Here is a 24052-nt window from a genome sequence, read left to right as displayed (position 1 = left end):
TCATCTCTTTCGTACGACGACGAAGTCCGCGAGCGCCGTGAACTGTGCCCGCACCCGGTCGGGCATGTCCACGGCGTCGAGGGCCTCGATGGCGATGGTGTGCTGACGGCGTGCTTCGCCGGCGGTCCACTCGCGGCCGCCGGCCTCCTCGATGAGGGCGGCGCGGGCCGCGAACTCCTCCTCGGAGAAGTTCTCGACGTCGCTGTTCTTGGCGTCGGCGGCGAGGATCTCGCCGAGCCGCTCGGAGGCGGAGCCGCCCGCCGCGAGGGCCGCGACGACCGGCAGGGACTTCTTGCGCTGGCGCAGGTCGCTCCAGGTCTGCTTGCCGGTGGAGACCGGGTCGCCCCAGATGCCGAGGAGGTCGTCGACGGCCTGGAAGGCGAGGCCCAGGTGGTAGCCGTACTTCTCGAGGGTGTCGGCGGTGCGGTCGTCGGCGCCGCCGAGGACCGCACCGATGGAGCTGGCGCAGGCCAGCAGGGCGCCGGTCTTGTTGCCCTCCATCTCCAGGCATTCCTCGACGCTGACACGGTCGCGGTGCTCGTAGGAGATGTCCTGGGCCTGGCCGTCGATCAGGGCGCGGGTGGCGGTGGTCAGACGGCGGGTGGCACGGCCGGCCTCGACGGTGCCGAGTTCGAGGAGCACCTCGTTGGCGAGGGCGAACAGGGCGTCGCCGACCAGGATGGCCTGGGCGGGGCCGTGCACCTTCCAGACCGTGTCGCGGTGGCGGCGCTGCTCGTCACCGTCCATGAGGTCGTCGTGGAGGAGGGAGAAGTTGTGGACGAGTTCCACGGCGACGGCGCCGGGGATGCCGGTCTCGGGGGCGGCCGACATGACCTCGGCTGACAGCACCGCGAGGGCGGGGCGCACGGCCTTGCCGCCGTCCCCCTCCGCGGGCCTGCCCTGGGCGTCGATCCAGCCGAAGTGGTAGGCGGCAACAGTGTCCATGGGAGGTGCCAGGCGGTCGACGGCCGCCCGCAGTACCGGTGTGGCCAGGGTTCGGCCGCGCTCCAGCAGCGCGGTCACGTCCACCGCCTCGGCAGTCTTCGAGGCCGGGGGCACAGTGGGCACAGTCTCTCCTCTTGTTGCGGTACCGGGGGTGCGGGGGCCGCCTGCCGCGCCGGCCTGAGCCGGCATCATGCCGCCTCCTCGAAGTCGAAGAGGGCTTGCGGACGGGGCCGGCCCAGGGCGCCCAGCACGGCGTCCGCCGCGCTCACACCACTGCGGACCGCACTCTCCATGGTCGCGGGCCACCCGGTGGCGGTCCACGCTCCGGCCAGACAGAGGCCGGATGCCTTGGTGCGGGCGCCGGGCCTGAGGCGCCCGACGCCGGGGGTGGGAGCGAACGTCGCGGTGCGCTCCCGGGTGACGAAGAAATCCCTCACTTGGGCGCCGCGGGTCAGCGGCAGCAGTCGCTCCAGCTCGGGCAGGTACCGCTCGCGCAGCACGGCCACGGGCTCGTCGATCTCGTCCTGCGCCGCCGACTGCGACACGGCGAGGTACTGCCCCTCGCGCAGTCCCGATGCGTCGGTCCGGTCGAAGACCCACTGCACGGGGCTGCCGAGGGCGGTGAAGAACGGCTGACCGAGGACCTTCCGGTCGTACACCACATGGACGTTGAGGATGGGCGCGGTGCCGATCTCCAGGAGCCGTTCAGGCGCGTCGAGGGCGCCCGCGGGCAACAGGTCGTACGCCTCACGCTGCGGTACGGCGAGGACCACCGCGTCGGCCTCCAGCGTCTCGCCCGGAACGTCGACGGTCCACTGCCCGTTCCCGTTCGAGGAAACGGAGGTGACGCGGGTACGGACCTCGGTGCGCACGCCCGCGGAGTCGAGCGCCTTGCGGGCCAGCCGGTCGTGCAGTTCGCCGAGCGGGACACTCGCCCAGCCGATGTCGGCCGCGCCCGGGTCGGACAGCAGGCCCGTCTTGAACACCATCGCGGCAAGCCCCAGGGAGGCGTCGCCGGCGACCGCGTTGAGGGTGGCGACCCCGACCAGGTCCCACAGGGCCTCGACGGCGCGCGCCGACTGGCCGTGCTCGGTCAGCCAGCTGCCGAAGTCCTGGGTGTCCAGCGCCGGGTCGGTGAGGTCGAGTCCCTTGAGCGCCAGTGCGGCCCGGCCCACTCGGGCGCGGTCGGCGAGCGACAGGTGCGGATAGGTGGCCAGGCTGCGGCCCAGGTGCAGCGGCACGGGCAGGGCGTCCCGCCGCAGCCTGCCCAGCCTGCGCCCCTCGGGCCGGGCGAGGTCCAGCACGGGTACGTCGAGCCGGTCCTGGAGCGGGGCGAGCGCGGCGCCCTCGATCCGGTCGAGGAACCAGCGGTAGGCGGTGCAGCAACGCAGGTAGACGTGCTGGCCGTTGTCGACGGTGAGATCGCCGCGCCGGAAGGAGAAGGCCAGACCGCCGAGCCGCGGCCTGCCCTCCAGCAGGGTGACGCGCATCCCGGCGTCGGCGAGCGCGAGCGCGCTGGTGACACCGGCGAGCCCGCCGCCCACCACGACGGCGTGCCGCCCTTGTCCGACCGGTCCTTGGGACCGTGCGCCGTAGGTCATCGCATGCCCTCCCCCGCGGCCGGGCCGTGCTGCTCGAACGGTGCACGACCGGCCGTCTCCGTCAGTGACGCGGCCCCGCACCGGAGGGTTGCCCGCCGGTTGTCTCCGACGGCTCGGCCAAGAGGGACGTCGTGGCCTCGCTTGACCGTGCGGGGCACGCGGGCGGGACCGTCCGGCCCGGCGCAGACGACCCCAACCCGCCCCCACCGACGGACCGGGGAGAACACCGGCTCGCTCCCGTGGCGGGCCCGCGGGGCGTCATGCCCGCGCTCGGCCGCCCGGGCCACGCAGGCGCAAGCGCCCGGCCCGGTGCCGACGACCCCGGCGTGCCCCCGCCCGCGGACCGGCGAGAACACCGGCTCGCTCTCGTGAGGGGCCCGCGGGGCGCGCGGCACCGCGCTGTCCGACGCCGCCCTGCGGCACAGGCCCGCACCCGCGCGGCCGGGGTGAGTCTGGTCACCGGTGGTGTCTCGCTGGACCGATCCGTTCGTCACGCACGCCTCCTGACGGTCCGCCGGGTCACGTGCCGGGCGTCCAGGCCGGACAGGCCGCGCACGGCGACGTAGGCCTTCTCCCGGCCGGGCAGGGAGACCCGGCCGCGCAGCACGGCCTCCGGGTCGCGCTCGATGCGGTCGAGAAGGCGACGGTAGATGCCGGCCATGGCGGCGACACAGGCGCCGCTGCGCCGGTCGAGCATGGGCAGCAGCCGGTAGCCCTCGGCGAACAGGGCGCGGGCCCGTCGCACTTCGAAGTGCACGAGGCCTACGAAGTCGGAGCCCTCCGGCGGCCGCGGCCCGCTGAAGCCGGCCGAGCAGCCGAACTTGGCGAGATCGTCGGCGGGCAGGTAGGTGCGCCCGCCCACGGCGTCCTCGCGGACGTCTCTGAGGATGTTGGTGAGCTGAAGCGCGAGACCGAGCGTGTCGGCATACTCCGGCGCTCGGTCCACACCGCGCGCCCCCGGTTCCGTGCCGAACACGCCGAGCGAGAGTCGCCCGATCGCGCCCGCCACGCAACGGCAGTACGCCTTCAGGTCGTCCCAGGTCTCATAGGTCTCGCCCCGGACGTCCATCAGGACGCCGTCGATGAGCTCGTCCAGGCCGCCGAGCGGAATCGGGAAGTGCCCGGCGGCGTGCGAGAGGGCGACGGCGACCGGGTCGGTGTCGTCCTCGTCGATCTCGTCCTCGCGGATCCGGGTGAGCAGCGCCCGGGTCTCCTCCAGCCTGGCCACCTTGACGTCGCCGGCGAGCGCGCCGTCGCCGATGTCGTCGACCCGCCGCGAGAACGCGTACAGCGCCGACATCGCACGGCGCTGGGGCGTCGGCAGCAGCCGGATGCCGTAGGCGAAGTTACGGGCCTGGCGCCCGGTGACGGCCTCGCAGTAGCTGTAGGCGGCGAGTACCGGTGGGGACGCGTGTGGTTCCGACTCCACGGTCCGGATCACCCCTCTCCTCGCAGAGTCACGCCCACCTCACGCAGCAACCGGACCTTGCCGGGCTTGGGCGGGCCGGGAAGTACGTCGTATCCGGCGGCGGCGATCGCGTGAACGGCCGCCCTTCCTCCCGCCACGAACCCTGCGAGCAGCAGCTTCAGCCTGCCGTGGACGCTACCCACCAGGGGGGCGCCTTCATTCAGGAGATCCCGGGCTCTTTGCGCTTCGTACGCAATCAACGCACGGACCGACGCTCCGGCGGTCTTCGTGGCGAGATCCGATTCCGGGACGTGGAAGCGTTTCATGTCGGCTGCGGGCAGGTAGATGCGGTCGCGGCCGAGGTCCTCCGCGACGTCCTGGAGGTGCTCGACGATCTGCAGGGCCGTACAGATCATGTCGGAGCGGCGGATCCGCTCGGGTGTCGAGGTGCCGGTGACGGCGAGGACGAGACGGCCGACGGGGTTGGCGGACAGCTCGCAGTAGGCGAGCAGGTCGTCGTAGGTCTCGTAGCGGCCGACCAGTTGGTCCTGGCGGTTGGCGGCGATCAGGCCGAGGAACGGCTCGGGGGTCAGCGAGCGGCGGCGCACGGTCGGCTGGAGGCGGCACAGCAGGGGATGGCGCGGGGTCGAGTCGAAGACCCGGCGCAGGTCTGCCTCGAAGGCGTCCAGCAGCACCAGCCGGTCCTCGGCCTCCCCCGGGGACACCCCGAGCAGGCGGGCGTCGGCGCCGCCGGGGGCGAGGTCGCCGTCGCCGATGTCGTCGACGAGGCGGGCGAAGCCGTAGACGGCCATGAGGTCGGTGCGCCAGGCCCGGGGCAGGAAGAAGGGGGCCACCGGGAAGTTCTCGCCGGCGGCCTTGTCAAGCGTGCCGCGCTCCGGATCGAGGGGGCGCGCCGTGCCGGTTCCCGTCACCGCCGGCTGCCCGGCGCGGGGACGGCACGTGCTGCGTGGAGCTGGGGAGTTTCCGAAGCCATCGCCGTCACATCTCCCGTTCTACACTGCCGACCCAATACATACTATTTCGGACACGCCGCCCGGCCGTCCGCACGATGGCCCGACGGGCGGTGTCGCGCATTATTGCCCTGATTGCCGTGTTTCGGGACCGGTCCAGCTTACGTTGTACAACACGAGACGGTTCGTCAGGGTGTCCCGCACCTCACGAGAACACACCGATTGGCCCCAAGATTCCTGAGATGGGCCGGAGTTGACGTTTCCTTTGCAGACGCGGGGCCCCGCCGGAGCAGTTCCGTCGGGGCCCTGTCCGAATCGGGCTACTTGCCCGTGAACTTCTCGTACTCCTTGAGCACCTCGTCCGTGGGGCCGTCCATGCGCAGCTCGCCGCGTTCCAGCCACAGGACGCGGTTGCAGGTGTCGCGGATGGACTTGTTGTTGTGGCTGACCAGAAACACCGTGCCGGCTTCCTTGCGCAGCTCCCGGATGCGGTCCTCGGAGCGCTTCTGGAACTTCCGATCGCCGGTCGCCAGGGCCTCGTCGATCATCAGGACGTCGTGGTCCTTGGCCGCGGCGATGGAGAAGCGGAGCCGGGCCGCCATGCCGGAGGAGTAGGTGCGCATGGGCAGGGTGATGAAGTCGCCCTTCTCGTTGATGCCGGAGAAGTCGACGATGTCCTGGTAGCGCTCCCTGATCTCCTCACGGGACATGCCCATGGCGAGCCCGCCCAATATGATGTTCCGTTCGCCGGTGAGGTCGTTCATCAGGGCCGCGTTGACGCCGAGCAGCGAGGGCTGGCCGTCGGTGTAGACCTTGCCCTGCTCGGCGGGCAGCAGTCCGGCGATGGCCCGCAGCAGGGTCGACTTGCCGGAGCCGTTGGAGCCGATCAGGCCGATGGCCTCGCCGCGGTACGCCACGAAGGAGACGCCGCGCACGGCGTGCACCTTGCGCACGCCCCGCTCTTCGCCGCGCTTGATGATGCGGCTCAGGGCGGCGGTGGCGCTGCCCTTGCCGGACTTGGCGCCGTTGACGCGGTAGACGATGTGCAGATCGTCCGCGACGACGGTGGGGATGCGTGCGTCCTGCTTCTGCTCAGCCACGGCCGTACCTCTCCTCCGCCTTCCAGAAGTACACGAAGCCGCCGACGGCGAACAGCACGGCCCAGCCGCCCGCTGCCGCCCACACGTGGTCGGGGAGGAACTCGGAGCTGTAGTCGTCGATGAGGGCGAAACGCATCAGGTCCATGTAGATCGCGGCCGGGTTCCACTGGAGGACGTTCGCGATCCAGCCCGGCTTGTCCGCCAGGAAGATCGGGATGGAGAACATCACCCCCGACGCGTACATCCAGGTCCGCATCACGAACGGCATCAGCTGCGCGAGGTCGGGGGTCTTGGCGCCCGCCCGGGCCATGATCAGCGCGAGTCCGGTGTTGAAGCAGAACTGCAGGACGAGCACCGGCACGATCAGCACCCAGGACAGGTCCGGGTAGTGGCCGAAGCCCACCGTGACGGCGAACAGCACGATCATCGAGAACAGCAGCTGCTGGAGCTGCTGGAGCGCGAAGGAGATCGGCAGCGAGGCGCGCGGGAAGTGCAGGGCGCGCACCAGGCCGAGGTTGCCGGAGATCGCGCGCACGCCCGCCATCACCGAGCTCTGCGTGAAGGTGAACACGAACACACCCGTGACCAGGAACGGGATGTACACCTCGCGGGACATGCCCCGGTCGGCCTCCAGCAGGAGACCGAAGATGAAGAAGTACACCGCGGCGTTCAGCAGCGGTGTGGCCACCTGCCACAGCTGGCCGAGCTTGGCCTGGCTGTACTGGGCGGTCAGCTTCGCCCGGGAGAAGGCGAGGATGAAGTGCCGCCGGTCCCAGAGCTGACGGACGTACTCGAGGAGGGACGGCCGGGCGCCGCTCACGGTCAGTCCGTGCTTGGCGGCGAGTTCCCCCGCCGTGAGGCCCTCGTCGGGCGCCGCGGGCGGGCTCACCGCGACCGTGGCGTCGTGCGTTGTCTCACTCACTAGTGGAAACTTTCGTCTTCGGGATGCTCGGCCTGTGCCGGTCTGGCATGAGCCGGGGCCAGGGTACGGCCCGGGGGCTCCCCGGGTGTTCCCGGATACGAGCTTGTCAGATGACGGGGGGCCGGCCCAGCCGGGTCAGCCGCCACACCGTACGCCACTTCATGGGACGGCGGGGCCCGCAGGAGGTGGTCCAGCCTTCGCGGAATCCTCCGAACCAGGCCCGCAGCGCACTGCGGGTGGGACGGCGCAGGAGGGTGAGCAGCAGCCACACGCCGAGGTAGACCGGGACGAGCGGCGCGGGGAGGTTGCGGCGGGCCAGCCAGACGCGGTTGCGGGCGACCATGCGGTGGTAGACCGCGTGCCGCGAGGGAGCGGTCGTCGGGTGGTACAGCACCATGTCGGACCGGTAGTCGATCATCCAGCCCGCGTCGAGGGCCCGCCATGCCAGGTCGGTTTCCTCGTGGGCGTAGAAGAACGCGTCCGGGAGTGCGCCGACGTCGGCGAAGACGCGGGTGCGGACGGCGTTGGCGCCGCCGAGGAAGGTGGTCACGCGCGAGGAGCGCATCGGGTCGGAGGCGCGCAGCCGGGGGACGTGGCGGCGCTGGGTGACGCCGGTCTCCGGGTCGGCTATGCGGAAGCTCACGATGCCGAGCTTCGGGTCGGCCTCGAACGCCGTGCGGCACAGCTGCGCGGTGTCATGGCTCGCGAGCAGTCCGTCGTCGTCCAGGAAGAGCAGGATGTCGACGTCCCGGCCGGCCGGCCCGAAGGCCTCGATGCCCACGTTGCGGCCGCCGGGGATGCCGAGGTTCTCGGGCAGCTCGATCGTGCGGACGCCTTCGGGGACGTCCGGCACGGGCGAGCCGTTGCCGACGACGACCACCTCGACCGGGTCGCCGTCCTGCTTGGCGACGGAGTCGAGGAGGGCGCGCAGTTCCTCGGGGCGGTTGCCCATGGTGATGATGACGGCGCCGACCTTCATGCCGCTCACTTCAGCCTGCTCGAGGCGAGGATGGACACGAGGTGCAGCAAGGTCTGCACCAGTGCGATGCCGGCCAGCACCGCGACGCCGAGCCGGGAGAAGAACAGGTCGCCGCGGACCTGGTCGACGATCGCCAGCACGAGGATCAGCAGGGTCGCCTCGATGCCGAGGATCAGCCGGTGGAAGTTCAGGGCGGCGGCGGCCTTGCGGGCCAGGGCCATGCCGGAGGAGCGCATCTCGGCGGCGGCCTCCTTGACCGGCGGCTTTCCAGTCTGGTGGCGGGCGACGCCGACGAGGTCGGTCTCGGCCTTGATCAGGATGGCGCCGAGGGCGGCCAGGGTGCCGAGGAAAGCCCATAGCCAGTCGATACGGCCGCTGCCCCACGGGTCGGCGGCGCGCAGGCCGAAGCCGACGAGCACCGCGGCGTCGGTGAGGTAGGCGCCGACCCGGTCCAGGTAGACGCCGTTGAGGGAGTACTGCTTCTTCCAGCGCGCGATCTCGCCGTCGACGCAGTCCAGCAGCAGGTACAGCTGAACCATGACCACGCCGAGCACGGCGCCCGCGATCCCCGGCACGAGCAGTGCCGGGGCCGCGAGCACACCGAAGACGGTCATCAGGTACGTGAGCTGGTTGGGCGTGACCCTGGTGTTGACCAGGTAGCGGTCGACCCGCAGGGACACCTCACGCATGTAGAGGCGTCCCATCCAGTGCTCACCGCTGCGCCGGTCCTTCACCCCTGGGGGTGAACGACGGGGCGGAGTTCAGCTACCGATGGCCTTGACATAGTCGGCGTAGGTGTCCTTGATCTGTTCGGTGTTCAGGTCGAGGTGTTCGAGGATGGTGTAGCGGCCGGGCCGGGTCTCCGGGGCGAACTCGACGGCCTTGACGAACTCGTCCGTGGTGAAGCCGATCTCGTCCGGCAGCACAGGCAGGCCGTGCCGGCGCAGCACCTCGGCCATGTAGGCCGACTCCTCGTGCGCCCCGCGCAGCCACATCGCGAAGGCCGCGCCGAGTCCGCACTGCTCGCCGTGGGCGGCGGCCCGCTTGGGGTAGAGCAGGTCGAAGGCGTGGTTGATCTCGTGGCACGCCCCGGAGGACGGCCGCGAGTCGCCCGACACCGACATGGCGATGCCGCTGAGGACCAGCGCTTCGGCGAGCACCTGGAGGAAGTCGTTGTCCCCGATGCCGCCCGGGTGCCGCAGTACGGCCTCGCCGGCCTGGCGGGCCATGGCCGCGGCGAGTCCGTCGATCCGCTCGCCCTTCACGCGGTTGGCCAGCTCCCAGTCCGCGATCGCGGAGATGTTGGAGACGGCGTCGCCGATGCCGGCGCGGACGTAACGGACCGGGGCCTCACGGATGACGTCCAGGTCGATGACGACCGCGATCGGGTTCGGCACACCGTAAGAGCCGCGGCCCGCGTCGTTGTCGAGGGTGGCGACCGGCGAGCACAGGCCGTCGTGCGCGAGGTTCGTGGGCACGGCGACCAGGGGCAGGCCGACGCGTGCCGCGGCGAACTTGGCGCAGTCGATGATCTTGCCGCCGCCGAGGCCGACGACCGCGTCGAAGTGGCCGGCCTTTATGTCGCTCGCCAGCCGGACCGCGTCGTCGAGGGTGCCGCCGCCGACCTCGTACCAGGTGGCGCCGGGCATGCTCGGCGAGATCCGCTCGCGCAGCCTGGCGCCGGAGCCGCCGCTGACCGCGACGGCGAGGCGGCCGGAGTGCGAGATGCGCTCGTCGGCGAGGACGCACGCCAGGTCGTCGAGGGCACCCGGGCGGATGTCCACGACGAGCGGCGAGGGGATGAGCCGGGTCAGTACTGGCACGCGATCTCCCGTCCACGGGCGAGATCGTCGTGGTTGTCGATCTCCACCCACTTGACGTCGCCGATCGGCGCCACGTCGATGCGGAAGCCGCGGTTCACGAGCTCCTGGTAGCCGTGCTCGTAGAACTGCTGCGGGTCGGTCTCCCACACGGCCTTGAGCGCGTCGGCCAGCTCGGGGGCGGCGTCGCCCTCGATCAGCGTGACGCCGATGTACTCGCCGGTGGCCTCGGCGGGGTCCATCAGCTTGGTGATCTTCGTCATGCCCTGGGCGGGGTCGACGACGACCTTCATCTCCTCGTCCGCGAGCTGCTTGACCGTGTCGAGGGCGAGGATGATCTTCTTGCCGTCGCCGCGGGCGGCGAGCAGCGTCTTCTCGACGGAGACCGGGTGGACGGTGTCGCCGTTGGCGAGGATCACTCCGTCCTTGAGGGCGTCACGCCCGCACCACAGGGAGTAGGCGTTGTTCCACTCCTCGGCCTTGTCGTTGTCGATGAGGGTGAGCTTGAGGCCGTACTTCTGCTCGAGGGCTTCCCTGCGCGCGTACACGGCCTCCTTGCGGTAGCCGACGATGATCGCGACCTCGGTGAGACCGATCTCGGCGAAGTTGCCGAGGGTCAGGTCGAGAACCGTGGGTTCGCCTTCTATGCCCGCGGGGCCCACCGGCACCAGCGCCTTGGGAAGGCTGTCGGTGTAGGGGCGCAGACGCCGTCCGGCGCCGGCCGCGAGCACGAGGCCGATCATGCGGTTTCTCCTTCATCGTGTACGGCGGGTGCGCCGCCCTGATGGGCGGCGACCCAGAAGCGGATGCTCTCGACGAGCACCACCAGGGCCACGGCCACGGCCAGTGCCGTGAGCGCGACCGTGAACTGCGAGGCGGTGAGCAGCGCGGCGAGGACGGTGACGAGCAGCGTCCGCCCTTCGTGCCCCCCGATGGAGCGCACCAGCCAGGCCGGGGGCGCTCCGGCGTCGCCGCGGATGCGGTAGACCGTGTCGTAGTGATGGTAGGCGACCGCGGCCACCAGCCCGAAAGCCGCGGGAAGGGCTCCGTGCACGTCCGCTTTCGCCGCCAGGACCAGGACGGTGCCGTACTCGGCGGCGCGCAGGAACGGGGGGACCAGCCAGTCGAGGGCGCCCTTGAGGGGGCGGGCGACGGCGAGGCCCGAGGTCAGGACGTAGGCGAGGGCCGCGACGATCGGCCAGGGGCCGCCGAAGTCCGTCAGCGCCGCGGTGAGGACGACGGCGAGGCCGCCGAGCAGGGCGACGACGGGGGCGGTGAAGCCCGGCAGCTTACGCGCGGCCCTCTTGAGTGCCTCCGCGAGGCCCTGCGCGAGCGGGCCGTTGTCGGCGAGGTCGGCCAGGGCGCCGGCCGCCCGGTCGGTCCGCCTGGCCCTGCGGGTCAGGGAGCGCAGCACCCGGCCGGCCGTGGTGTACGTCGCGGCGAAGGCGCAGCCGATGAGCAGCGCGTAGAAGGTGATGCGGGGAGTCGTGGCCGCCGTCAGGACCGCGATCATCGCCCAGCGCTCGCCGATGGGCAGGACGATCATCCGCCGTACCCAGACCGTCCAGCCGACGCTGTCGAGCTTGTCGGAGAGGGCGGCGGTGGGGCTGGTGTTGGCCGTGGCGTCGTGGTTGGCCTCGTTGAAGGAGAAGTCCACGACGTGCCGGCAGGTCTGCAGGACCATGGCGCCGAGGGCCAGGGCCCAGACGTCGTCGCCGCCCCGGGCGGCTCCGAGCGCGAGGCCGGCGTAGTAGGCGTACTCCTTGGCCCGGTCGAAGGTGGCGTCCAGCCAGGCGCCGAGCGTGGAGTACTGCAGGGAGTAGCGGGCGAGCTGGCCGTCGGTGCAGTCCAGCACGAACGACGCGATCAGCAGGACGCCGGCCGCGACGAAGCCGCCGCGGGTGCCGGTGGCCGCGCAGGCCGCCGCTATGAGGGCGGTGAGCAGGGAGGCGGTCGTGACCTGGTTCGGGGTCAGGCCGCGGCGGGCGCACCAGCGGGCGATGTAGCGGGAGTACGGGCTGATGCAGTAGGTGGTGAAGAAGCCGTCGCGGGACTTCACCGCCGACTTCAGGCGTACGGCCTCGTCGTCCACGTCCGCCACCGCCTGCCGGGCCTCGTTGCGGGCCTGCGGGTCGGCGGGGACGGCGGCGACGAGGCTGCCCAGCTCGGGGCGGTGCACGTCGGTGCCGTCGGTGCCGAGGGCGCTGAGGATGCGGTCGGCGAGACTGTCGACCAGCGTGGTGCCGCCGCCGGCGGAGTTCTCGCGGGCCATGGCCCGGGTGAGGGCCTGGCGGCCGGCGGGCTGGGCGGTGACGGCGCCGGGGATCGCGGCGAGCGGGAAGCGGGGGTCGGTGAGACCGAGACGCAGCGCGTGCACGTGCCCCACGAACCGGGCGTCGACCAGGGCGACCCGTTCGTCACCCGGTACCTCGGCGAGGAGGGTCTCGGCCTCGGCGGCGTCGGTCGCGATCCGGAGGTCGAACCCGAGGGACCGCAGGTCGGCCTCGATCGACGATCCGGGGACCGGCTGGCCGGTGAGGATGGCGGTCGACAACCGAATTCACTCCCTGCGTACCGACGCGTCCGCGCCAGTGAATGACATGGTGGGGGCGCCCTCTCCGGTGGCTCCCGGGCGGCATGTCGGCAGAGGCTATCGGATGCCGGGAAGGCCACGTTCACCGCCCGTTCGGCAGCTGGATCGACGTGGTTCGCGCCAGCCCTTGCCGCGATCATCATCGGGGATCCCGGGCCCGCCCCACAAACCGTGCCCCCCTAAGCGGACATCGGGGACATTGCACAGGCATCCCGTGGGGCCGCATAGGGTGGGCGACCATGACATGGCTGATCACCGGCGGTGCCGGCTATATCGGAGCACATGTGGCCAGGGCCATGACCGAGGCCGGGGAGCGCGTCCTCGCCCTCGACGACCTCTCGGCCGGGGTGCCCGCCCGGCTCCCGGCCGAGGTCCCGCTCGTGCGGGGCTCCTCGCTGGACGGGGAGCTGCTGAAGCGGGTCTTCGCCGAGCACGCTGTGACGGGTGTGGTGCATCTCGCGGCGCGCAAGCAGGTCGCCGAGTCCGTCGCGCAGCCGACGCGGTACTACCGGGAGAACGTCGGCGGCCTGGTGACCCTGCTGGACGCGGTCGCCGGCGCCAGGATCGAGCGCTTCGTGTTCTCCTCGTCGGCTGCCGTCTACGGCGACCCGGGTGCGGACCTCATCACGGAGGACACCCCGTGCGCACCGGTGAACCCGTACGGCGAGACCAAGCTCGCCGGGGAGTGGCTGGTGCGGGCGGCGGGACGGGCGCACGGGATCTCCACCGTGTGTCTGCGCTACTTCAACGTGGCGGGTGCGGCCGCGCCGGAGCTGGCGGACACGGGTGTCTTCAACATCGTCCCGATGGTCTTCGACCGGCTGACGCGCGACGAGGCGCCCCGGATCTTCGGCGACGACTACCCGACCCCGGACGGCACCTGCGTCCGTGACTACATTCACGTCGCCGACCTGGCCGAGGCCCACCTTGCGGCGGCCCGGCGGCTGGCCGGGGGTGGCGGCACGGGCGACCTGACGGTCAACATCGGCCGCGGCGAGGGCGTCTCGGTCCGCGAACTCATCACGGTCATCGGCGAGGTCACCGGCGACCGCCGGCCACCGCTCGTCGAGGACCGCCGCCCCGGCGACGCCCCACGGGCGGTGGCCTCGGCCGCCCGGGCGGCCGCGGAGCTCGGCTGGACGGCCCGGCGTGGGGTCCACGAGATGACCGAGTCGGCCTGGCGTGGCTGGCGGCTGCACCACGGCTCCTGACCCGCTGGAGGCATCCTGACCTGCACGTCGTTTCCGCAGGTCAGGGCACATGACAACGGTGTTCAGTGCCGCGTTGCACATACCCCCTCCCCGTAGTTCACTGGGGTGCCCGAGCACGATCAGACGGACACAGGGAGGCTGACTTCTCATGGGGGCTGGGCACGATCACGGGCACGCGCACGGCGCGGCGGCCGGCGGTACGGCGACCTCGGCGTACCGCGGCAGGCTGCGCATCGCGCTGGCGATCACGCTCGGCATCGTGGTCGTGCAGATCGTCGGCGGTGTCCTCGCCGACTCGCTCGCGCTCGTCGCGGACTCGGCGCACATGGCGACGGACGCCCTGGGCCTCGGCATGGCGCTGCTGGCGATCCACTTCGCGAACCGCCCGCCCAGCGAGCGGGCCACCTTCGGCTACGCCCGGGCCGAGATCCTCGCCGCCCTGGCCAACTGCCTGCTGCTGCTCGGGGCCGGCGGGTACGTCGTGTACGAGTCGGTCCAGCGGTTCGTCACGCCGGCTCAGACCGAGGGCCGGCTGGCTCTGGTGTTCGGTGTGATCGGCCTGGTCGCGAACCTGGTGTCGCTGTCGCTGCTGATGCGCGGGCAGAAGGAGAGCCTGAACGTGCGCGGCGCGTTCCTGGAGGTCGCGGCCGACGCCCTGGGTTCGGTCACGGTGATCGTCTCGTCCGTGGTGATCATGTTCACGGGCTGGCAGCCCGCCGACCCGATCGCCTCACTCGTCATCGCGCTGATGATCGCGCCCCGGACGTGGAAGCTGCTCAGCGAGACGCTCTCCGTGCTGCTGGAGGCCGCCCCCAAGGGCGTCGACATGGCGGAGGTGCGGTCGCACATACTCGCCACGGACGGCGTGGAGGACGTCCACGACCTGCACGCCTGGACGATCACCTCCGGCATGCCGGTGCTGTCGGCGCACGTGGTCGTCAGCTCGGAGGCTCTGAACGCGATAGGCCACGAGAAGATGCTCCACGAGCTCCAGGGCTGCCTCGGCGACCACTTCGACGTGGAGCACTGCACCTTCCAGCTGGAGCCGAGCGGGCACGCGGAGCACGAGGCGCGGCTCTGTCACTGACCCGGTGGCTTCCGGGGCATGCGAGACAGGTGGGGGCGCGCTCCGCTGCGCGAGCGCCGGGGGACGCAACCCTCCGCCACGCGCCCGCATCCCGAGCCCCACAGCTCCGGTATGGACGATTTCCCGCCTGCCTGGCCGGGCACGATCACCTACCGGGTCCCTTTCCCGGCGTCCGACCGGTGCCGGCCGCGGTCGGCGCCGACGCACGGGACATGCGGGCGTACCACGAAGTGCCGTGAGTGCCGGATTCGTACGGCAGACTTGGGGCGCGAAGACCGATGTGAAGGATGGGTATGCCGATCACACCTGCCACCGCGACGCACACCCCGTCGAACGGCACCGCAGACGCGATTTTGCTGGAACTGGTCGACGAGGACGGCGTGACGATCGGCACCGCGGAGAAGCTCGCCGCCCACCAGCCGCCCGGGCAGCTGCACCGCGCGTTCTCGGTGTTCCTCTTCGACGAGTACGGCCGGCTGCTGCTCCAGCAGCGCGCGCTGGGCAAGTACCACTCCCCCGGTGTGTGGTCCAACACCTGCTGCGGCCATCCCTACCCCGGCGAGGCGCCCTTCGCGGCGGCGGCGCGGCGCACGTTCGAGGAGCTCGGCGCCTCCCCGTCCCTGCTGGCCGAGGCGGGCACGGTCCGCTACAACCACCCCGACCCGGAGTCCGGTCTGGTGGAGCAGGAGTACAACCACCTCTTCGTCGGCATGGTGCAGGCCGTGGTGCGGCCGGACCCGGAGGAGGTGGCGTCGACGGTGTTCGTGACCCCGCCGGAGCTGGCGGAGCGGCACGCCAAGGACCCCTTCTCGTCCTGGTTCATGACCGTCGTGGACGCGGCCCGGCCGGCGATCAGGGAGCTGACGGGCCCGTCGGCCGGTTGGTGACCGGGGCCCCGGCGACGGGCCTCAGACGAAGCGCGCGGGTTTGAGCGGCAGGGCGGCCCAGATCACCTTGCCGCCGCTCGCGGTGTACTCGACCTCGCACATGCCGCCCGCCTCCCGGGTGACCTCACGCACCAGGAGCAGCCCGCGCCCCCCGGTCCGGCCGTGGTCGGTCTCCAGGGCGGTGGGCCGGTACGGATGGTTGTCCTCCACGGACACCCGGAGCCACTCGGCACCGACGGCCAGTTCGACGGCGACCGTCGGCGACAGCACCGCCGCGTGCTTCACCGCGTTCGTCACCAGTTCCGAGACGATCAGCAGCAGCCCCTGGGCCAGGTCGTCGGAGACCGGCACGCCCTGACGCAGCAGCAGGTCCCGTACGGCGTGCCGTGCCAGGGGCACCGAGGCGTCGACCGCCGGTGCGGTGAACCGCCAGACCCCTTCGTACGGCAGCGGATCCGCGGGCCCGGGGCCGAGGGGCGCCGCGCCGCCCTCTGGGCGCCGGCCGAACCCACGCCCGTCGTTGTCCATCGTCCGGTCGCCACCCTCGCGCTCGATTGTCGCCACACCTCGAGTGTTGGTAACGATGCGCCTCGCACCCCGGGACTGAACAGAAGTCAGCAAGTATCGAGCGCTTCTGACCGTTGGCGTATGACACGGTCAGTTGTGGGACTGGTCCTGTCCCTGTTGTGCCATCTCGGCGAACTATTCGGGTTGTACGGGTTTGGCATCCGGATAGCATCCGGCGCATGGAGCCCCAGCTGCGGTACCGCGTGACCGACTCGGTCGCGACGGTCGTCATCCGCCATCCCGAGAAGCGCAACGCCATGACGGCCGCGATGTGGCGCTCTCTTCCCCCACTGCTGGACGAGCTCGCGGGGGATCCGGCCGTGCGGGCACTGGTGCTGACCGGTGAGGGCGGCACGTTCTGCGCCGGGGCCGACATCTCGACGCTGCGGGGCTCGCCCGAGGAGGCGCAGGGGTTGGCCGTGCGGGCCGAGGAGGCGCTGGCCGCGTTCCCGAAGCCGACGCTGGCCGCGATCCGGGGTCACTGCGTGGGCGGCGGGGCGCAACTGGCGGCGGCCTGTGATCTGCGGTTCGCCGAGGAGGGGGCACTGTTCGGTGTGACGCCCGCGAAGCTCGGCATCGTGTACCCGGCGTCCTCGACCCGGCGGCTGGTGTCCCTGGTCGGGCCGGCCACCGCCAAGTACCTGCTGTTCTCCGGTGAGCTGATCGACGCGCGGCGGGCGCTGCGCACCGGGCTGGTGGACGAGGTACTGCCCGAGGGTGAACTCGGCAAGCGGATCGCCGGGTTCACCCGGGTCCTGGCGTCCCGTTCGCAGCTGACGCAGGCGGCGGCCAAGGAGTTCGCGGACGGGCGTACCGACCGGGACGCGCACTGGGCCGGGCAGGCGCGCGGGAGCGGCGACACCGCGGAGGGTGTCGCCGCGTTCCTGGAGCGCCGGCAGCCGCGGTTCGGCTGGAGCGTGCCTACGTCAGGCTGAGCCCGGCGTGCGACCGGAGCAGTTCGACGAGGTGCGCCGGTGCCTTCTCGGGCGATCCGGCGTCGTAGGGCGGCTGGGGGTCGTACTCGGTGGCGAGCTGGACGAGTTGGGCGTGGTCGTCGCCCGCGATCCGGCCGAGCAGGGTCAGTCCCATGTCGATGCCGGAGGAGACGCCGGCCGCGGTCACGTACTTGCCGTCGGTGACGACCCGCTCCCCCGTCGGCTCGGCGCCGTGGCGCTTCAGCTCCTCCAGGGCCAGCCAGTGGGAGGTCGCGCGGCGGCCCTTGAGGAGTCCGGCGGCGGCGAGCAGCAGGGAGCCGGTGCACACGGACGTCGTCCAGGTGCTGGTTTCGTCGGCGGTGCGCAGCCAGGTGAGCAGGGGTCCGTCGGCGTCCAGCGGCAGCGGGCCCGGGCCGCCGGGGACCACGATGATGTCGGGGTGCGGTACGTCGGCGAGGGTCCGGTCGGCGGTGAGCGCGAGGTTCCGCGAGTCGTTCCGTACGGGGCCGGTCCGCTCGGCGACGAAGACGGTCTCCGCGTCCGGGATCCGGCCGAGGGTCTCGTAGGGGCCGACGGCGTCGAGGGCGGTGAAGCTGTCGTAGAGGACGATGGCGATCTGCACGGGGTCCCTTCGGTCGGCGAATGTCGATGGGGTCAGGGTGTGGTGACGGGGCGGAAGCGGCGGCGGTACTCGGCCGGGGGCGTTCCCAGGGTTTTGACGAAGGCCCGGCGCATGGCCTCGGGCGTGCCGTAGCCGCTGGTGCGGGCGATCTCCTCGATGCCGTCGGTGGTGTCCTCCAGGAGGCGCCGGGCGTGTTCGAGGCGGACGCGGTCCACGTAGCGGCCCGGTGTCATGCCGGTCTCGGCGCGGAAGGCGCGGGCGAAGTGGCGGGGCGAGAGGCGGGCGCGGACGGCGAGGGTGTCGACGCAGAGGTCCGCGTCCGGGTGGTCGGTGATCCACCGCTGGACGTCCCGCAGGGGCTCGCGCTGTGCGGTCTGGGCCGCGAGCTGGGCGCTGAACTGGGCCTGGCTCCCCGGCCTGCGCAGGAACACCACCAGGTGGCGGGCGATGGTGAGGGCGGCGTCCCGGCCCAGGTCCTCCTCGACCAGGGCGAGGGCGAGGTCGATGCCGGCGGTGACACCGGCCGAGGTGGCGATGTGCCCGTCGCGTACGTAGACGGGGTCGGGGTCGATCTCGACGGCCGGGTGGTCACGGGCGAGCCGGTCGCAGTACGCCCAGTGGGTCGTGGCGCGGCGGCCGTCCAGGAGTCCGGCCTCGGCGAGCACGGCGGCGCCGGTGCACACGGAGACCAGGCGTGCGGCGCGCGGACCTCGCTCGCGCACCCAGGCCACCAGGCGCGGGTCGGGCCGCAGACTGCCCGTGCCGCCGGGGACGAGCAGGATGTCCGGGTCGGGCGCGGTCGTCAGGGACTCGTCGGGTACGAGGGTCAGGCCGCTGGTGGTCCGCACGGGCGCGCCGTCCAGGGAGGCCGTGCGGATCCGGTACGCGTCCGGGGCGAGAACCCCCGCGCCCGCGAAGACCTCCACGGGCCCGGTGACGTCGAGACTCTGCACGCCGTCGAAGAGGACGGCGAGAACCGTGCGCTGGGCCATGCCGTCGATTCTTCGCGGGGCCGCGGCATGGCCGCAAGGACGAGTACCCCACCTTTCCTGCCATGAGGTGCGGGGCCATGGAGTACATACCAAGCGGTTGGTAATCTGCCGGGCATGACGACTGCCGCCCTGGAGCCGCGTGCCGGCCGACGCTGCCACAACATGCTCAACTCCCTGCACGCGACGCACTACTTCTCACCCGACCTCGGGCGCGAGCTGGGCGCCGTCGGGATCACCGACCCGCGTGCCGTGAACTTCGCCGTGCGGGCCGCCGCCCTCGGTCCGGTCGGGGCCGGGGCCGTCACGGCGGCCTTCTACAACTACAAGTACGAGCTCGTGGCCCGGCACGTGCCGACGGTGTGGGAGACCGCCGCACCCGGGCAGGTCCTGGCGGCACGCGCGCGTGCGGTCGACGCGACGCTGCGCCGCCTGCTCGGCGAGGAGGCCCTGGCCTCGGCGGAGATGGCCGAGGCCGCGCGGCTCGCGCTGCGCGCCGCCGAGGCCTGCTCGCGCGAGGCACGGCCGCTGTACGCCGCCCACGCCGATCTGCCCGTCCCCGAGGAGCCGCACCTCGCCTACTGGCACGCGGCCACCCTGCTCCGCGAGCACCGGGGCGACGGGCACCTGGCCGTCCTGATGTCCGCGGGTCTGGACGGGCTGGAGGCGGTGGTGACCCACACAGCGACGGGCAAGGGCATGACACCGAAGTGGGTGTCCACCACCCGGGGCTGGAGCCGGAAGGACTGGGAGGCGGCGACGGACCGGCTGCGGGGGCGCGGGCTGCTGGCGGCGTCCGGCGACCTCACCGAGCAGGGTGTCGCCCTGCGCCGGGAGATCGAGCACGAGACGGATCGCCTGGACCGCGCCCCGTACGAACACCTGGGCCCGCAGGGCGTGGCCCGGCTGACCGAGCTGGGCGGGGCGTTCGCGCACGCGGCGCTCGTGGCCGGGGCGTTCCCGGCGGACCTGATCGGCAAGGGTGACGCATAGTGACGCGGCTATGAGGTACCCGCTCTCCACCGGCCGGCGCGGCCGGGAGTGAGAAAGGGGAATTCCGTGTTCCGTGCTATCGCAGACGTGCTGCGCCAGATCGGCGGGGCCATCGCCACCGTCGTGACGCTGCCCTTCCGGGCGCTTGCCCGGCTCTTCGGTGGGGCCTCGTCCTCCACCCGCAGTCGCAGGGCCTGAACGGGATTCCGACCTTCCCGGTGCCGTCCTGATCCCGAGTGTCCGTGCCACCTGCCACAATTGCCGCGCAACCTCAGTGGAGAAGGCGGTACGGGATCGTGACGACACCCGGGTCCAACGGGTCCAACAGCGTAGGGTCCATCGAAGGCAGGATCGCCGAGGAACTCGGCGTACGGGAGCGGCAGGTCAGGGCCGCCGTGGAACTGCTCGACGGCGGTTCTACGGTGCCCTTCATCGCCCGCTACCGCAAGGAAGCGACCGAGATGCTCGACGACGCGCAGCTGCGCACGCTCGAGGAACGGCTGCGCTATCTGCGGGAGCTGGAGGAGCGGCGGGCGGCGATCCTGGAATCCGTGCGTGAGCAGGGCAAGCTCACCGCGGAGCTGGAGGCGAGCATCCGGGGTGCCGAGACGAAGGCGCGCCTGGAGGACATCTACCTCCCGTACAAGCCCAAGCGGCGCACCAAGGCGCAGATCGCCCGCGAGGCCGGCCTGGAGCCGCTGACGGAGGGGCTGCTCGGCGATCCGGCCGTCGAGCCCCTCACCGCGGCCGCCGCGTTCGTCGACGCCGACAAGGGCGTGGCCGACCCGCAGGCCGCCCTCGAGGGCGCCCGGGCGATCCTGACCGAGCGGTTCTCGGAGGACGCCGACCTGATCGGTGAGCTGCGCGAGCGCATGTGGGTGCGCGGGCGGCTGGCCGCCAAGGTGCGGGACGGCAAGGAGGAGGCGGGGGCGAAGTTCGCCGACTACTTCGACTTCGCCGAGCCGTTCACGGAGCTGCCCTCGCACCGCGTCCTCGCGCTGCTGCGCGGCGAGAAGGAGGAGGTCCTCGACCTCGTCCTGGAGCCCGAGGAGCAGACGGACGGCCCCTCCTCGTACGAGGGGATCGTCGCCCACAAGTTCGGGATCGCCGACCGGGGCCGCCCCGGCGACAAGTGGCTGAAGGACACGGTCCGCTGGGCGTGGCGCACCCGCATCCTCGTCCACCTGGGCATCGACCTGAGGCTGCGGCTGCGCACGGCCGCCGAGGACGAGGCGGTGCGGGTCTTCGCGGCGAACCTGCGCGACCTGCTGCTCGCCGCCCCTGCGGGCACCCGTGCCACGCTCGGCCTGGACCCCGGTTTCCGTACGGGTGTGAAGGTCGCCGTGGTCGACGCGACCGGCAAGGTCGTCGCAACGGACGTCATCCACCCGCACGTCCCGGCCAACCGGTGGGACGAGGCGATCGCCAAGCTGGCCCGGCTCGCGAAGGAGCACGCGGTCGAGCTGGTCGCCATCGGCAACGGCACGGCGTCCCGCGAGACCGACAAGCTCGCCGGGGAACTGATCACCAGGCACCCGGAGCTGAACCTCACGAAGGTGATGGTGTCCGAGGCCGGCGCGTCCGTGTACTCGGCGTCCGCGTTCGCCTCGCAGGAGCTGCCCGACATGGACGTGTCGCTGCGCGGCGCCGTGTCGATCGCCCGCCGGCTCCAGGACCCGCTGGCCGAGCTGGTGAAGATCGATCCGAAGTCGATCGGCGTCGGCCAGTACCAGCACGACCTGTCCGAGGTGAAGCTGTCGCGTTCGCTGGACGCGGTGGTGGAGGACTGTGTGAACGGCGTGGGCGTGGACGTCAACACGGCGTCGGCCCCGCTGCTCGCCCGGGTCTCCGGCATCACCTCCGGGCTCGCCGAGAACATCGTGGCGCACCGGGACCAGAACGGGCCGTTCAAGGCCCGCGGTGAGCTGAAGAAGGTGGCGCGGCTCGGCCCGAAGGCGTACGAGCAGTGCGCGGGCTTCCTGCGGATCCGCGGCGGCGACCCGCTGGACGCGTCGAGCGTGCACCCCGAGGCGTACCCGGTGGTCCGGCGCATGGTGAAGACCGCCGGGCAGGAGGTCGCCTCGCTCGTCGGCAACACCGGTGTGCTGCGCTCGCTGAGGCCGCAGGACTTCGTGGACGAGACGTTCGGCCTGCCGACGGTCAGCGACATCCTGAAGGAGCTGGAGAAGCCCGGCCGCGACCCGCGCCCGGCCTTCAAGACGGCCGTCTTCAAGGACGGTGTGGAGAAGATCTCCGACCTGTCGTCCGGGATGATCCTGGAGGGCGTCGTGACGAACGTCGCCGCCTTCGGGGCGTTCGTGGACATCGGGGTACACCAGGACGGCCTGGTGCATGTCTCCGCATTGTCGAAGACGTTCGTGAAGGACCCGCGGGACGTGGTGAAGCCCGGGGACATCGTCAAGGTGAAGGTGCTCGACGTCGACATCCCGCGCAAGCGGATCTCGCTGACGCTGCGCCTGGAGGACGAGGCGGCCCCGCAGGGGCAGCAGGGCGGCGGCTCGGGTGAGCGCCGGCAGCGCGGCGGGCGTCCGCCGCAGCAGCGGCAGGGCGGTGGCGGGCGCCGTGGCGGCGGTGGCGGCGGTTCGCGTCAGGCTCCGCCGCCGGCCAACGACGCGATGGCGGACGCGCTGCGCCGGGCGGGTCTGGTCGATCCGAAGAACGGCCGCCGCTGACGGCTTCGCCGGGGTCGTGTCCGGTCGTGGGGAGCTGCGGGTCAGTTGTGGCTGGTCGCGCAGTTCCCCGCGCCCCTGAAAGTCAGCGCTCGGTCACCTTTCCGTCCGCCACCTCCAGGCGGCGTGTGACGTGCACGGCGTCCAGCATGCGGCGGTCGTGGGTGACCAGCAGGAGGGTGCCCGCGTAGGCGTCGAGGGCGGACTCCAGCTGCTCGATGGCCGGCAGGTCGAGGTGGTTGGTCGGCTCGTCGAGGACCAGGAGGTTGACGCCCCGGCCCTGGAGCAGTGCCAGTGCGGCCCGGGTGCGCTCGCCCGGGGAGAGGCTCGCCGCGGGGCGCAGGACGTGGTCCCTCTTGAGGCCGAACTTGGCCAGGAGGGTGCGGATCTCGACCGGTTCGGTGTTAGGGACGGCCGTGCGGAAGGCGTCGAGCAGGGACTCCTCGCCGTGGAACAGCTGGCGGGCCTGGTCGACCTCGCCGAGCCGGACGCCCGAGCCGAGCGCGCCGTGCCCGGCGTCCAGCGGGACACGGCCGAGGAGGGCGGCGAGCAGCGTGGACTTGCCGGCGCCGTTCGCGCCCGTCACCGCCACCCGGTCCGCCCAGTCGATCTGCAGGGACACAGGCCCGAGGACGAAGCCGCCGCGGCGCACCTCGGCGTCCCGCAGGGTCGCGACGACGGCGCCCGAGCGCGGGGCCGACGCGATCTCCATGCGCAGGTCCCACTCCTTGCGGGGCTCCTCGACGACGTCCAGCCGCTCGATCATGCGCTGGGTCTGTCGGGCCTTCGCGGCCTGCTTCTCGCTGGCCTCGCTGCGGAACTTGCGGCCGATCTTGTCGTTGTCGTTGCCCGCCTTGCGGCGCGCGTTCTTCACGCCCTTGTCCATCCAGGAGCGCTGCGTCTGCGCGCGGTCCTGGAGGGCCGTCTTCTTGTCGGCGTACTCCTCGAACTCGTCGCGGGCGTGCCGGCGGGCGACCTCCCGCTCCTCCAGGTAGGCCTCGTAGCCGCCGCCGAAGAGGTTGATCTGCCGCTGGGCGAGGTCGAGTTCGAGGACCTTGGTGACCGTGCGGGTGAGGAACTCGCGGTCGTGGCTGACGAGCACCGTCCCGGCGCGCAGGCCGGTCACGAAGCGTTCGAGGCGCTCCAGGCCGTCCAGGTCGAGGTCGTTGGTCGGCTCGTCCAGGAGGAAGACGTCGTAGCGGGACAGCAGCAGGGAGGCCAGGCCGGCCCGGGCCGCCTGGCCGCCGGACAGGGCGGTCATCGGCTGGTCCAGGTCGACGGCGAGGCCGAGGGAGTCGGTGACCTCCTCGGCGCGTTCGTCGAGGTCGGCACCGCCGAGGCCGAGCCAGCGCTCCAGGCTGGTGGCATAGGCGTCGTCGGCGCCCGGCGCCCCGTCGACCAGGGCCTGGGTCGCCTCGTCCATGGTCCGCTGAGCCTCGGTGACGCCGGTGCGGCGGGCCAGGAACGCCCGTACGGTCTCGCCGGGCCGGCGGTCCGGCTCCTGCGGGAGGTGTCCGACGGTGGCGGCCGGCGGGGACAGGCGCAGTTCGCCCTGCTCGGGTGCGGTGAGTCCGGCGAGCATCCGGAGCAGGGTGGACTTGCCCGCGCCGTTGGCCCCGACCAGGCCGATCACGTCGCCGGGCGCGACGACGAGGTCGAGTCCGGTGAACAGGGAGCGGTCGCCGTGGCCGGCGGCGAGGTTCTTGGCGACGAGGGTGGCAGTCATCAGAGC

The 24052-nt window shown here is 72.0% G+C and carries 23 protein-coding genes; 7 read left to right on the top strand and 16 right to left on the bottom strand.

Going from position 1 to position 24052, the window contains the following annotated elements; translation table 11 throughout:
- The 12 genes from CEB94_RS35185 to CEB94_RS35135 all read right to left on the bottom strand — a co-directional run bounded on the left by CEB94_RS35185 (position 1) and on the right by CEB94_RS35135 (position 12300).
- Positions 1-1068 (bottom strand): polyprenyl synthetase family protein, encoded by a 1068-nt coding sequence (locus CEB94_RS35185; RefSeq protein WP_175435993.1) that lies wholly within the window; start codon positions 1066-1068, stop codon positions 1-3.
- A gap of 65 nt (positions 1069-1133) precedes the next feature.
- Positions 1134-2546 (bottom strand): hydroxysqualene dehydroxylase HpnE, encoded by a 1413-nt coding sequence (gene hpnE, locus CEB94_RS35180; protein ID WP_175435992.1) that lies wholly within the window; start codon positions 2544-2546, stop codon positions 1134-1136.
- On the bottom strand, positions 2543-2704 hold the full coding sequence (locus CEB94_RS42340; protein WP_425472560.1) for a DUF6380 family protein: 162 nt from the start codon (positions 2702-2704) through the stop codon (positions 2543-2545). Before CEB94_RS42340 ends, hpnE begins: the two co-directional genes overlap by 4 nt.
- A 332-nt stretch (positions 2705-3036) precedes the next feature.
- Complete coding sequence (gene hpnD / locus CEB94_RS35175; RefSeq protein ID WP_175435991.1) at positions 3037-3987, bottom strand: presqualene diphosphate synthase HpnD; 951 nt, start codon at positions 3985-3987, stop codon at positions 3037-3039.
- Complete coding sequence (gene hpnC / locus CEB94_RS35170; RefSeq protein WP_175435990.1) at positions 3984-4886, bottom strand: squalene synthase HpnC; 903 nt, start codon at positions 4884-4886, stop codon at positions 3984-3986. The genes hpnD and hpnC overlap by 4 nt, the downstream gene beginning before the upstream one ends.
- A gap of 359 nt (positions 4887-5245) precedes the next feature.
- The gene (locus tag CEB94_RS35165; RefSeq protein WP_175435989.1) at positions 5246-6025 is read right to left on the bottom strand and encodes an ABC transporter ATP-binding protein; all 780 of its coding nucleotides are present in this window, start codon (positions 6023-6025) and stop codon (positions 5246-5248) included.
- Positions 6018-6947 (bottom strand): ABC transporter permease, encoded by a 930-nt coding sequence (locus CEB94_RS35160; protein ID WP_175435988.1) that lies wholly within the window; start codon positions 6945-6947, stop codon positions 6018-6020. The genes CEB94_RS35165 and CEB94_RS35160 overlap by 8 nt, the downstream gene beginning before the upstream one ends.
- A 106-nt stretch (positions 6948-7053) precedes the next feature.
- Complete coding sequence (locus CEB94_RS35155) at positions 7054-7926, bottom strand: glycosyltransferase family 2 protein (RefSeq protein WP_175437300.1); 873 nt, start codon at positions 7924-7926, stop codon at positions 7054-7056.
- 5 nt (positions 7927-7931) lie between these two features.
- Positions 7932-8660, bottom strand: coding sequence for a CDP-alcohol phosphatidyltransferase family protein (locus CEB94_RS35150; protein ID WP_175435987.1), 729 nt, complete (start codon positions 8658-8660; stop codon positions 7932-7934).
- 27 nt (positions 8661-8687) lie between these two features.
- A complete protein-coding gene (locus tag CEB94_RS35145; RefSeq protein WP_175435986.1) occupies positions 8688-9749 on the bottom strand; it encodes an iron-containing alcohol dehydrogenase family protein in 1062 nt (353 codons plus the stop codon).
- Positions 9737-10489: a phosphocholine cytidylyltransferase family protein gene (locus CEB94_RS35140; RefSeq protein ID WP_175435985.1), complete on the bottom strand. Its 753-nt coding sequence runs from the start codon at positions 10487-10489 to the stop codon at positions 9737-9739. Before CEB94_RS35140 ends, CEB94_RS35145 begins: the two co-directional genes overlap by 13 nt.
- The gene (locus CEB94_RS35135) at positions 10486-12300 is read right to left on the bottom strand and encodes a DUF5941 domain-containing protein (protein ID WP_175435984.1); all 1815 of its coding nucleotides are present in this window, start codon (positions 12298-12300) and stop codon (positions 10486-10488) included. Before CEB94_RS35135 ends, CEB94_RS35140 begins: the two co-directional genes overlap by 4 nt.
- Before the next feature lie 278 nt (positions 12301-12578).
- On the opposite strand from CEB94_RS35135, the gene galE reads away from it, so the two are divergent.
- The 3 genes from galE (at position 12579) to idi (ending at position 15524) form a co-directional block, all read left to right on the top strand.
- Positions 12579-13550: a UDP-glucose 4-epimerase GalE gene (galE, locus tag CEB94_RS35130; RefSeq protein WP_175435983.1), complete on the top strand. Its 972-nt coding sequence runs from the start codon at positions 12579-12581 to the stop codon at positions 13548-13550.
- A gap of 148 nt (positions 13551-13698) precedes the next feature.
- Positions 13699-14637: a cation diffusion facilitator family transporter gene (locus CEB94_RS35125; protein WP_175435982.1), complete on the top strand. Its 939-nt coding sequence runs from the start codon at positions 13699-13701 to the stop codon at positions 14635-14637.
- Positions 14638-14930: 293 nt separating this feature from the next.
- Positions 14931-15524, top strand: coding sequence for an isopentenyl-diphosphate Delta-isomerase (gene idi, locus CEB94_RS35120; protein ID WP_175435981.1), 594 nt, complete (start codon positions 14931-14933; stop codon positions 15522-15524).
- Positions 15525-15545: 21 nt separating this feature from the next.
- Here the strand turns inward: idi and CEB94_RS35115 are convergent, their stop codons facing one another.
- Positions 15546-16052, bottom strand: a complete 507-nt coding sequence (locus CEB94_RS35115) for an ATP-binding protein (RefSeq protein WP_175437299.1) — start codon at positions 16050-16052, stop codon at positions 15546-15548.
- A gap of 218 nt (positions 16053-16270) precedes the next feature.
- Between CEB94_RS35115 and CEB94_RS35110 the strand changes: the two genes are divergently transcribed.
- Positions 16271-17026: an enoyl-CoA hydratase/isomerase family protein gene (locus tag CEB94_RS35110; protein ID WP_175435980.1), complete on the top strand. Its 756-nt coding sequence runs from the start codon at positions 16271-16273 to the stop codon at positions 17024-17026.
- Here CEB94_RS35110 and CEB94_RS35105 read toward each other — a convergent pair.
- Both CEB94_RS35105 and CEB94_RS35100 read right to left on the bottom strand, forming a co-directional pair.
- Entirely contained in the window at positions 17013-17648 is a 636-nt protein-coding gene (locus tag CEB94_RS35105; RefSeq protein WP_175435979.1) for a DJ-1/PfpI family protein, read from the bottom strand. The genes CEB94_RS35110 and CEB94_RS35105 overlap by 14 nt on opposite strands.
- Positions 17649-17680: 32 nt before the next feature.
- Positions 17681-18640: a GlxA family transcriptional regulator gene (locus CEB94_RS35100; protein WP_175435978.1), complete on the bottom strand. Its 960-nt coding sequence runs from the start codon at positions 18638-18640 to the stop codon at positions 17681-17683.
- Positions 18641-18754: 114 nt separating this feature from the next.
- Here CEB94_RS35100 and CEB94_RS35095 point away from each other — a divergent pair, with 114 nt between their 5' ends.
- The 3 genes from CEB94_RS35095 (at position 18755) to CEB94_RS35090 (ending at position 22323) form a co-directional block, all read left to right on the top strand.
- Entirely contained in the window at positions 18755-19630 is an 876-nt protein-coding gene (locus CEB94_RS35095; RefSeq protein ID WP_175435977.1) for an SCO6745 family protein, read from the top strand.
- Between the two features lie 66 nt (positions 19631-19696).
- Complete coding sequence (locus CEB94_RS41785; RefSeq protein ID WP_252100478.1) at positions 19697-19828, top strand: LPFR motif small protein; 132 nt, start codon at positions 19697-19699, stop codon at positions 19826-19828.
- Positions 19829-19926: 98 nt separating this feature from the next.
- Positions 19927-22323, top strand: a complete 2397-nt coding sequence (locus CEB94_RS35090) for a Tex family protein (RefSeq protein WP_175435976.1) — start codon at positions 19927-19929, stop codon at positions 22321-22323.
- 82 nt (positions 22324-22405) lie between these two features.
- Here the strand turns inward: CEB94_RS35090 and CEB94_RS35085 are convergent, their stop codons facing one another.
- Positions 22406-24046 carry an ABC-F family ATP-binding cassette domain-containing protein gene (locus CEB94_RS35085; RefSeq protein WP_175435975.1) on the bottom strand — a complete coding sequence of 547 codons (1641 nt, stop codon included), beginning with the start codon at positions 24044-24046 and terminating at the stop codon, positions 22406-22408.
- Positions 24047-24052 lie beyond the last annotated feature (6 nt).

Source organism: Streptomyces hawaiiensis (assembly GCF_004803895.1).
Taxonomy (GTDB): Bacteria; Actinomycetota; Actinomycetes; order Streptomycetales; family Streptomycetaceae; genus Streptomyces; species Streptomyces hawaiiensis.
Note: the sequence above shows the minus strand (reverse complement) of the source record. Positions and strands in the feature narration are given on the sequence as shown.

Excerpts from the sequence above, each read along its gene's own strand:
- CEB94_RS35095 (WP_175435977.1), top strand. The coding sequence starts at position 18,755 with ATGACGACTGCCGCCCTGGAGCCGCGTGCCGGCCGACGCTGCCACAAC.
- galE (WP_175435983.1), top strand. The coding sequence starts at position 12,579 with ATGACATGGCTGATCACCGGCGGTGCCGGCTATATCGGAGCACATGTG.
- CEB94_RS35140 (WP_175435985.1), bottom strand. The coding sequence starts at position 10,489 with ATGATCGGCCTCGTGCTCGCGGCCGGCGCCGGACGGCGTCTGCGCCCC.
- CEB94_RS35100 (WP_175435978.1), bottom strand. The coding sequence starts at position 18,640 with ATGGCCCAGCGCACGGTTCTCGCCGTCCTCTTCGACGGCGTGCAGAGT.
- CEB94_RS35115 (WP_175437299.1), bottom strand. The coding sequence starts at position 16,052 with ATGGACAACGACGGGCGTGGGTTCGGCCGGCGCCCAGAGGGCGGCGCG.
- idi (WP_175435981.1), top strand. The coding sequence starts at position 14,931 with ATGCCGATCACACCTGCCACCGCGACGCACACCCCGTCGAACGGCACC.
- CEB94_RS35085 (WP_175435975.1), bottom strand. The coding sequence starts at position 24,046 with ATGACTGCCACCCTCGTCGCCAAGAACCTCGCCGCCGGCCACGGCGAC.
- hpnE (WP_175435992.1), bottom strand. The coding sequence starts at position 2,546 with ATGACCTACGGCGCACGGTCCCAAGGACCGGTCGGACAAGGGCGGCAC.
- CEB94_RS35125 (WP_175435982.1), top strand. The coding sequence starts at position 13,699 with ATGGGGGCTGGGCACGATCACGGGCACGCGCACGGCGCGGCGGCCGGC.
- CEB94_RS35110 (WP_175435980.1), top strand. The coding sequence starts at position 16,271 with ATGGAGCCCCAGCTGCGGTACCGCGTGACCGACTCGGTCGCGACGGTC.
- CEB94_RS35155 (WP_175437300.1), bottom strand. The coding sequence starts at position 7,926 with ATGAAGGTCGGCGCCGTCATCATCACCATGGGCAACCGCCCCGAGGAA.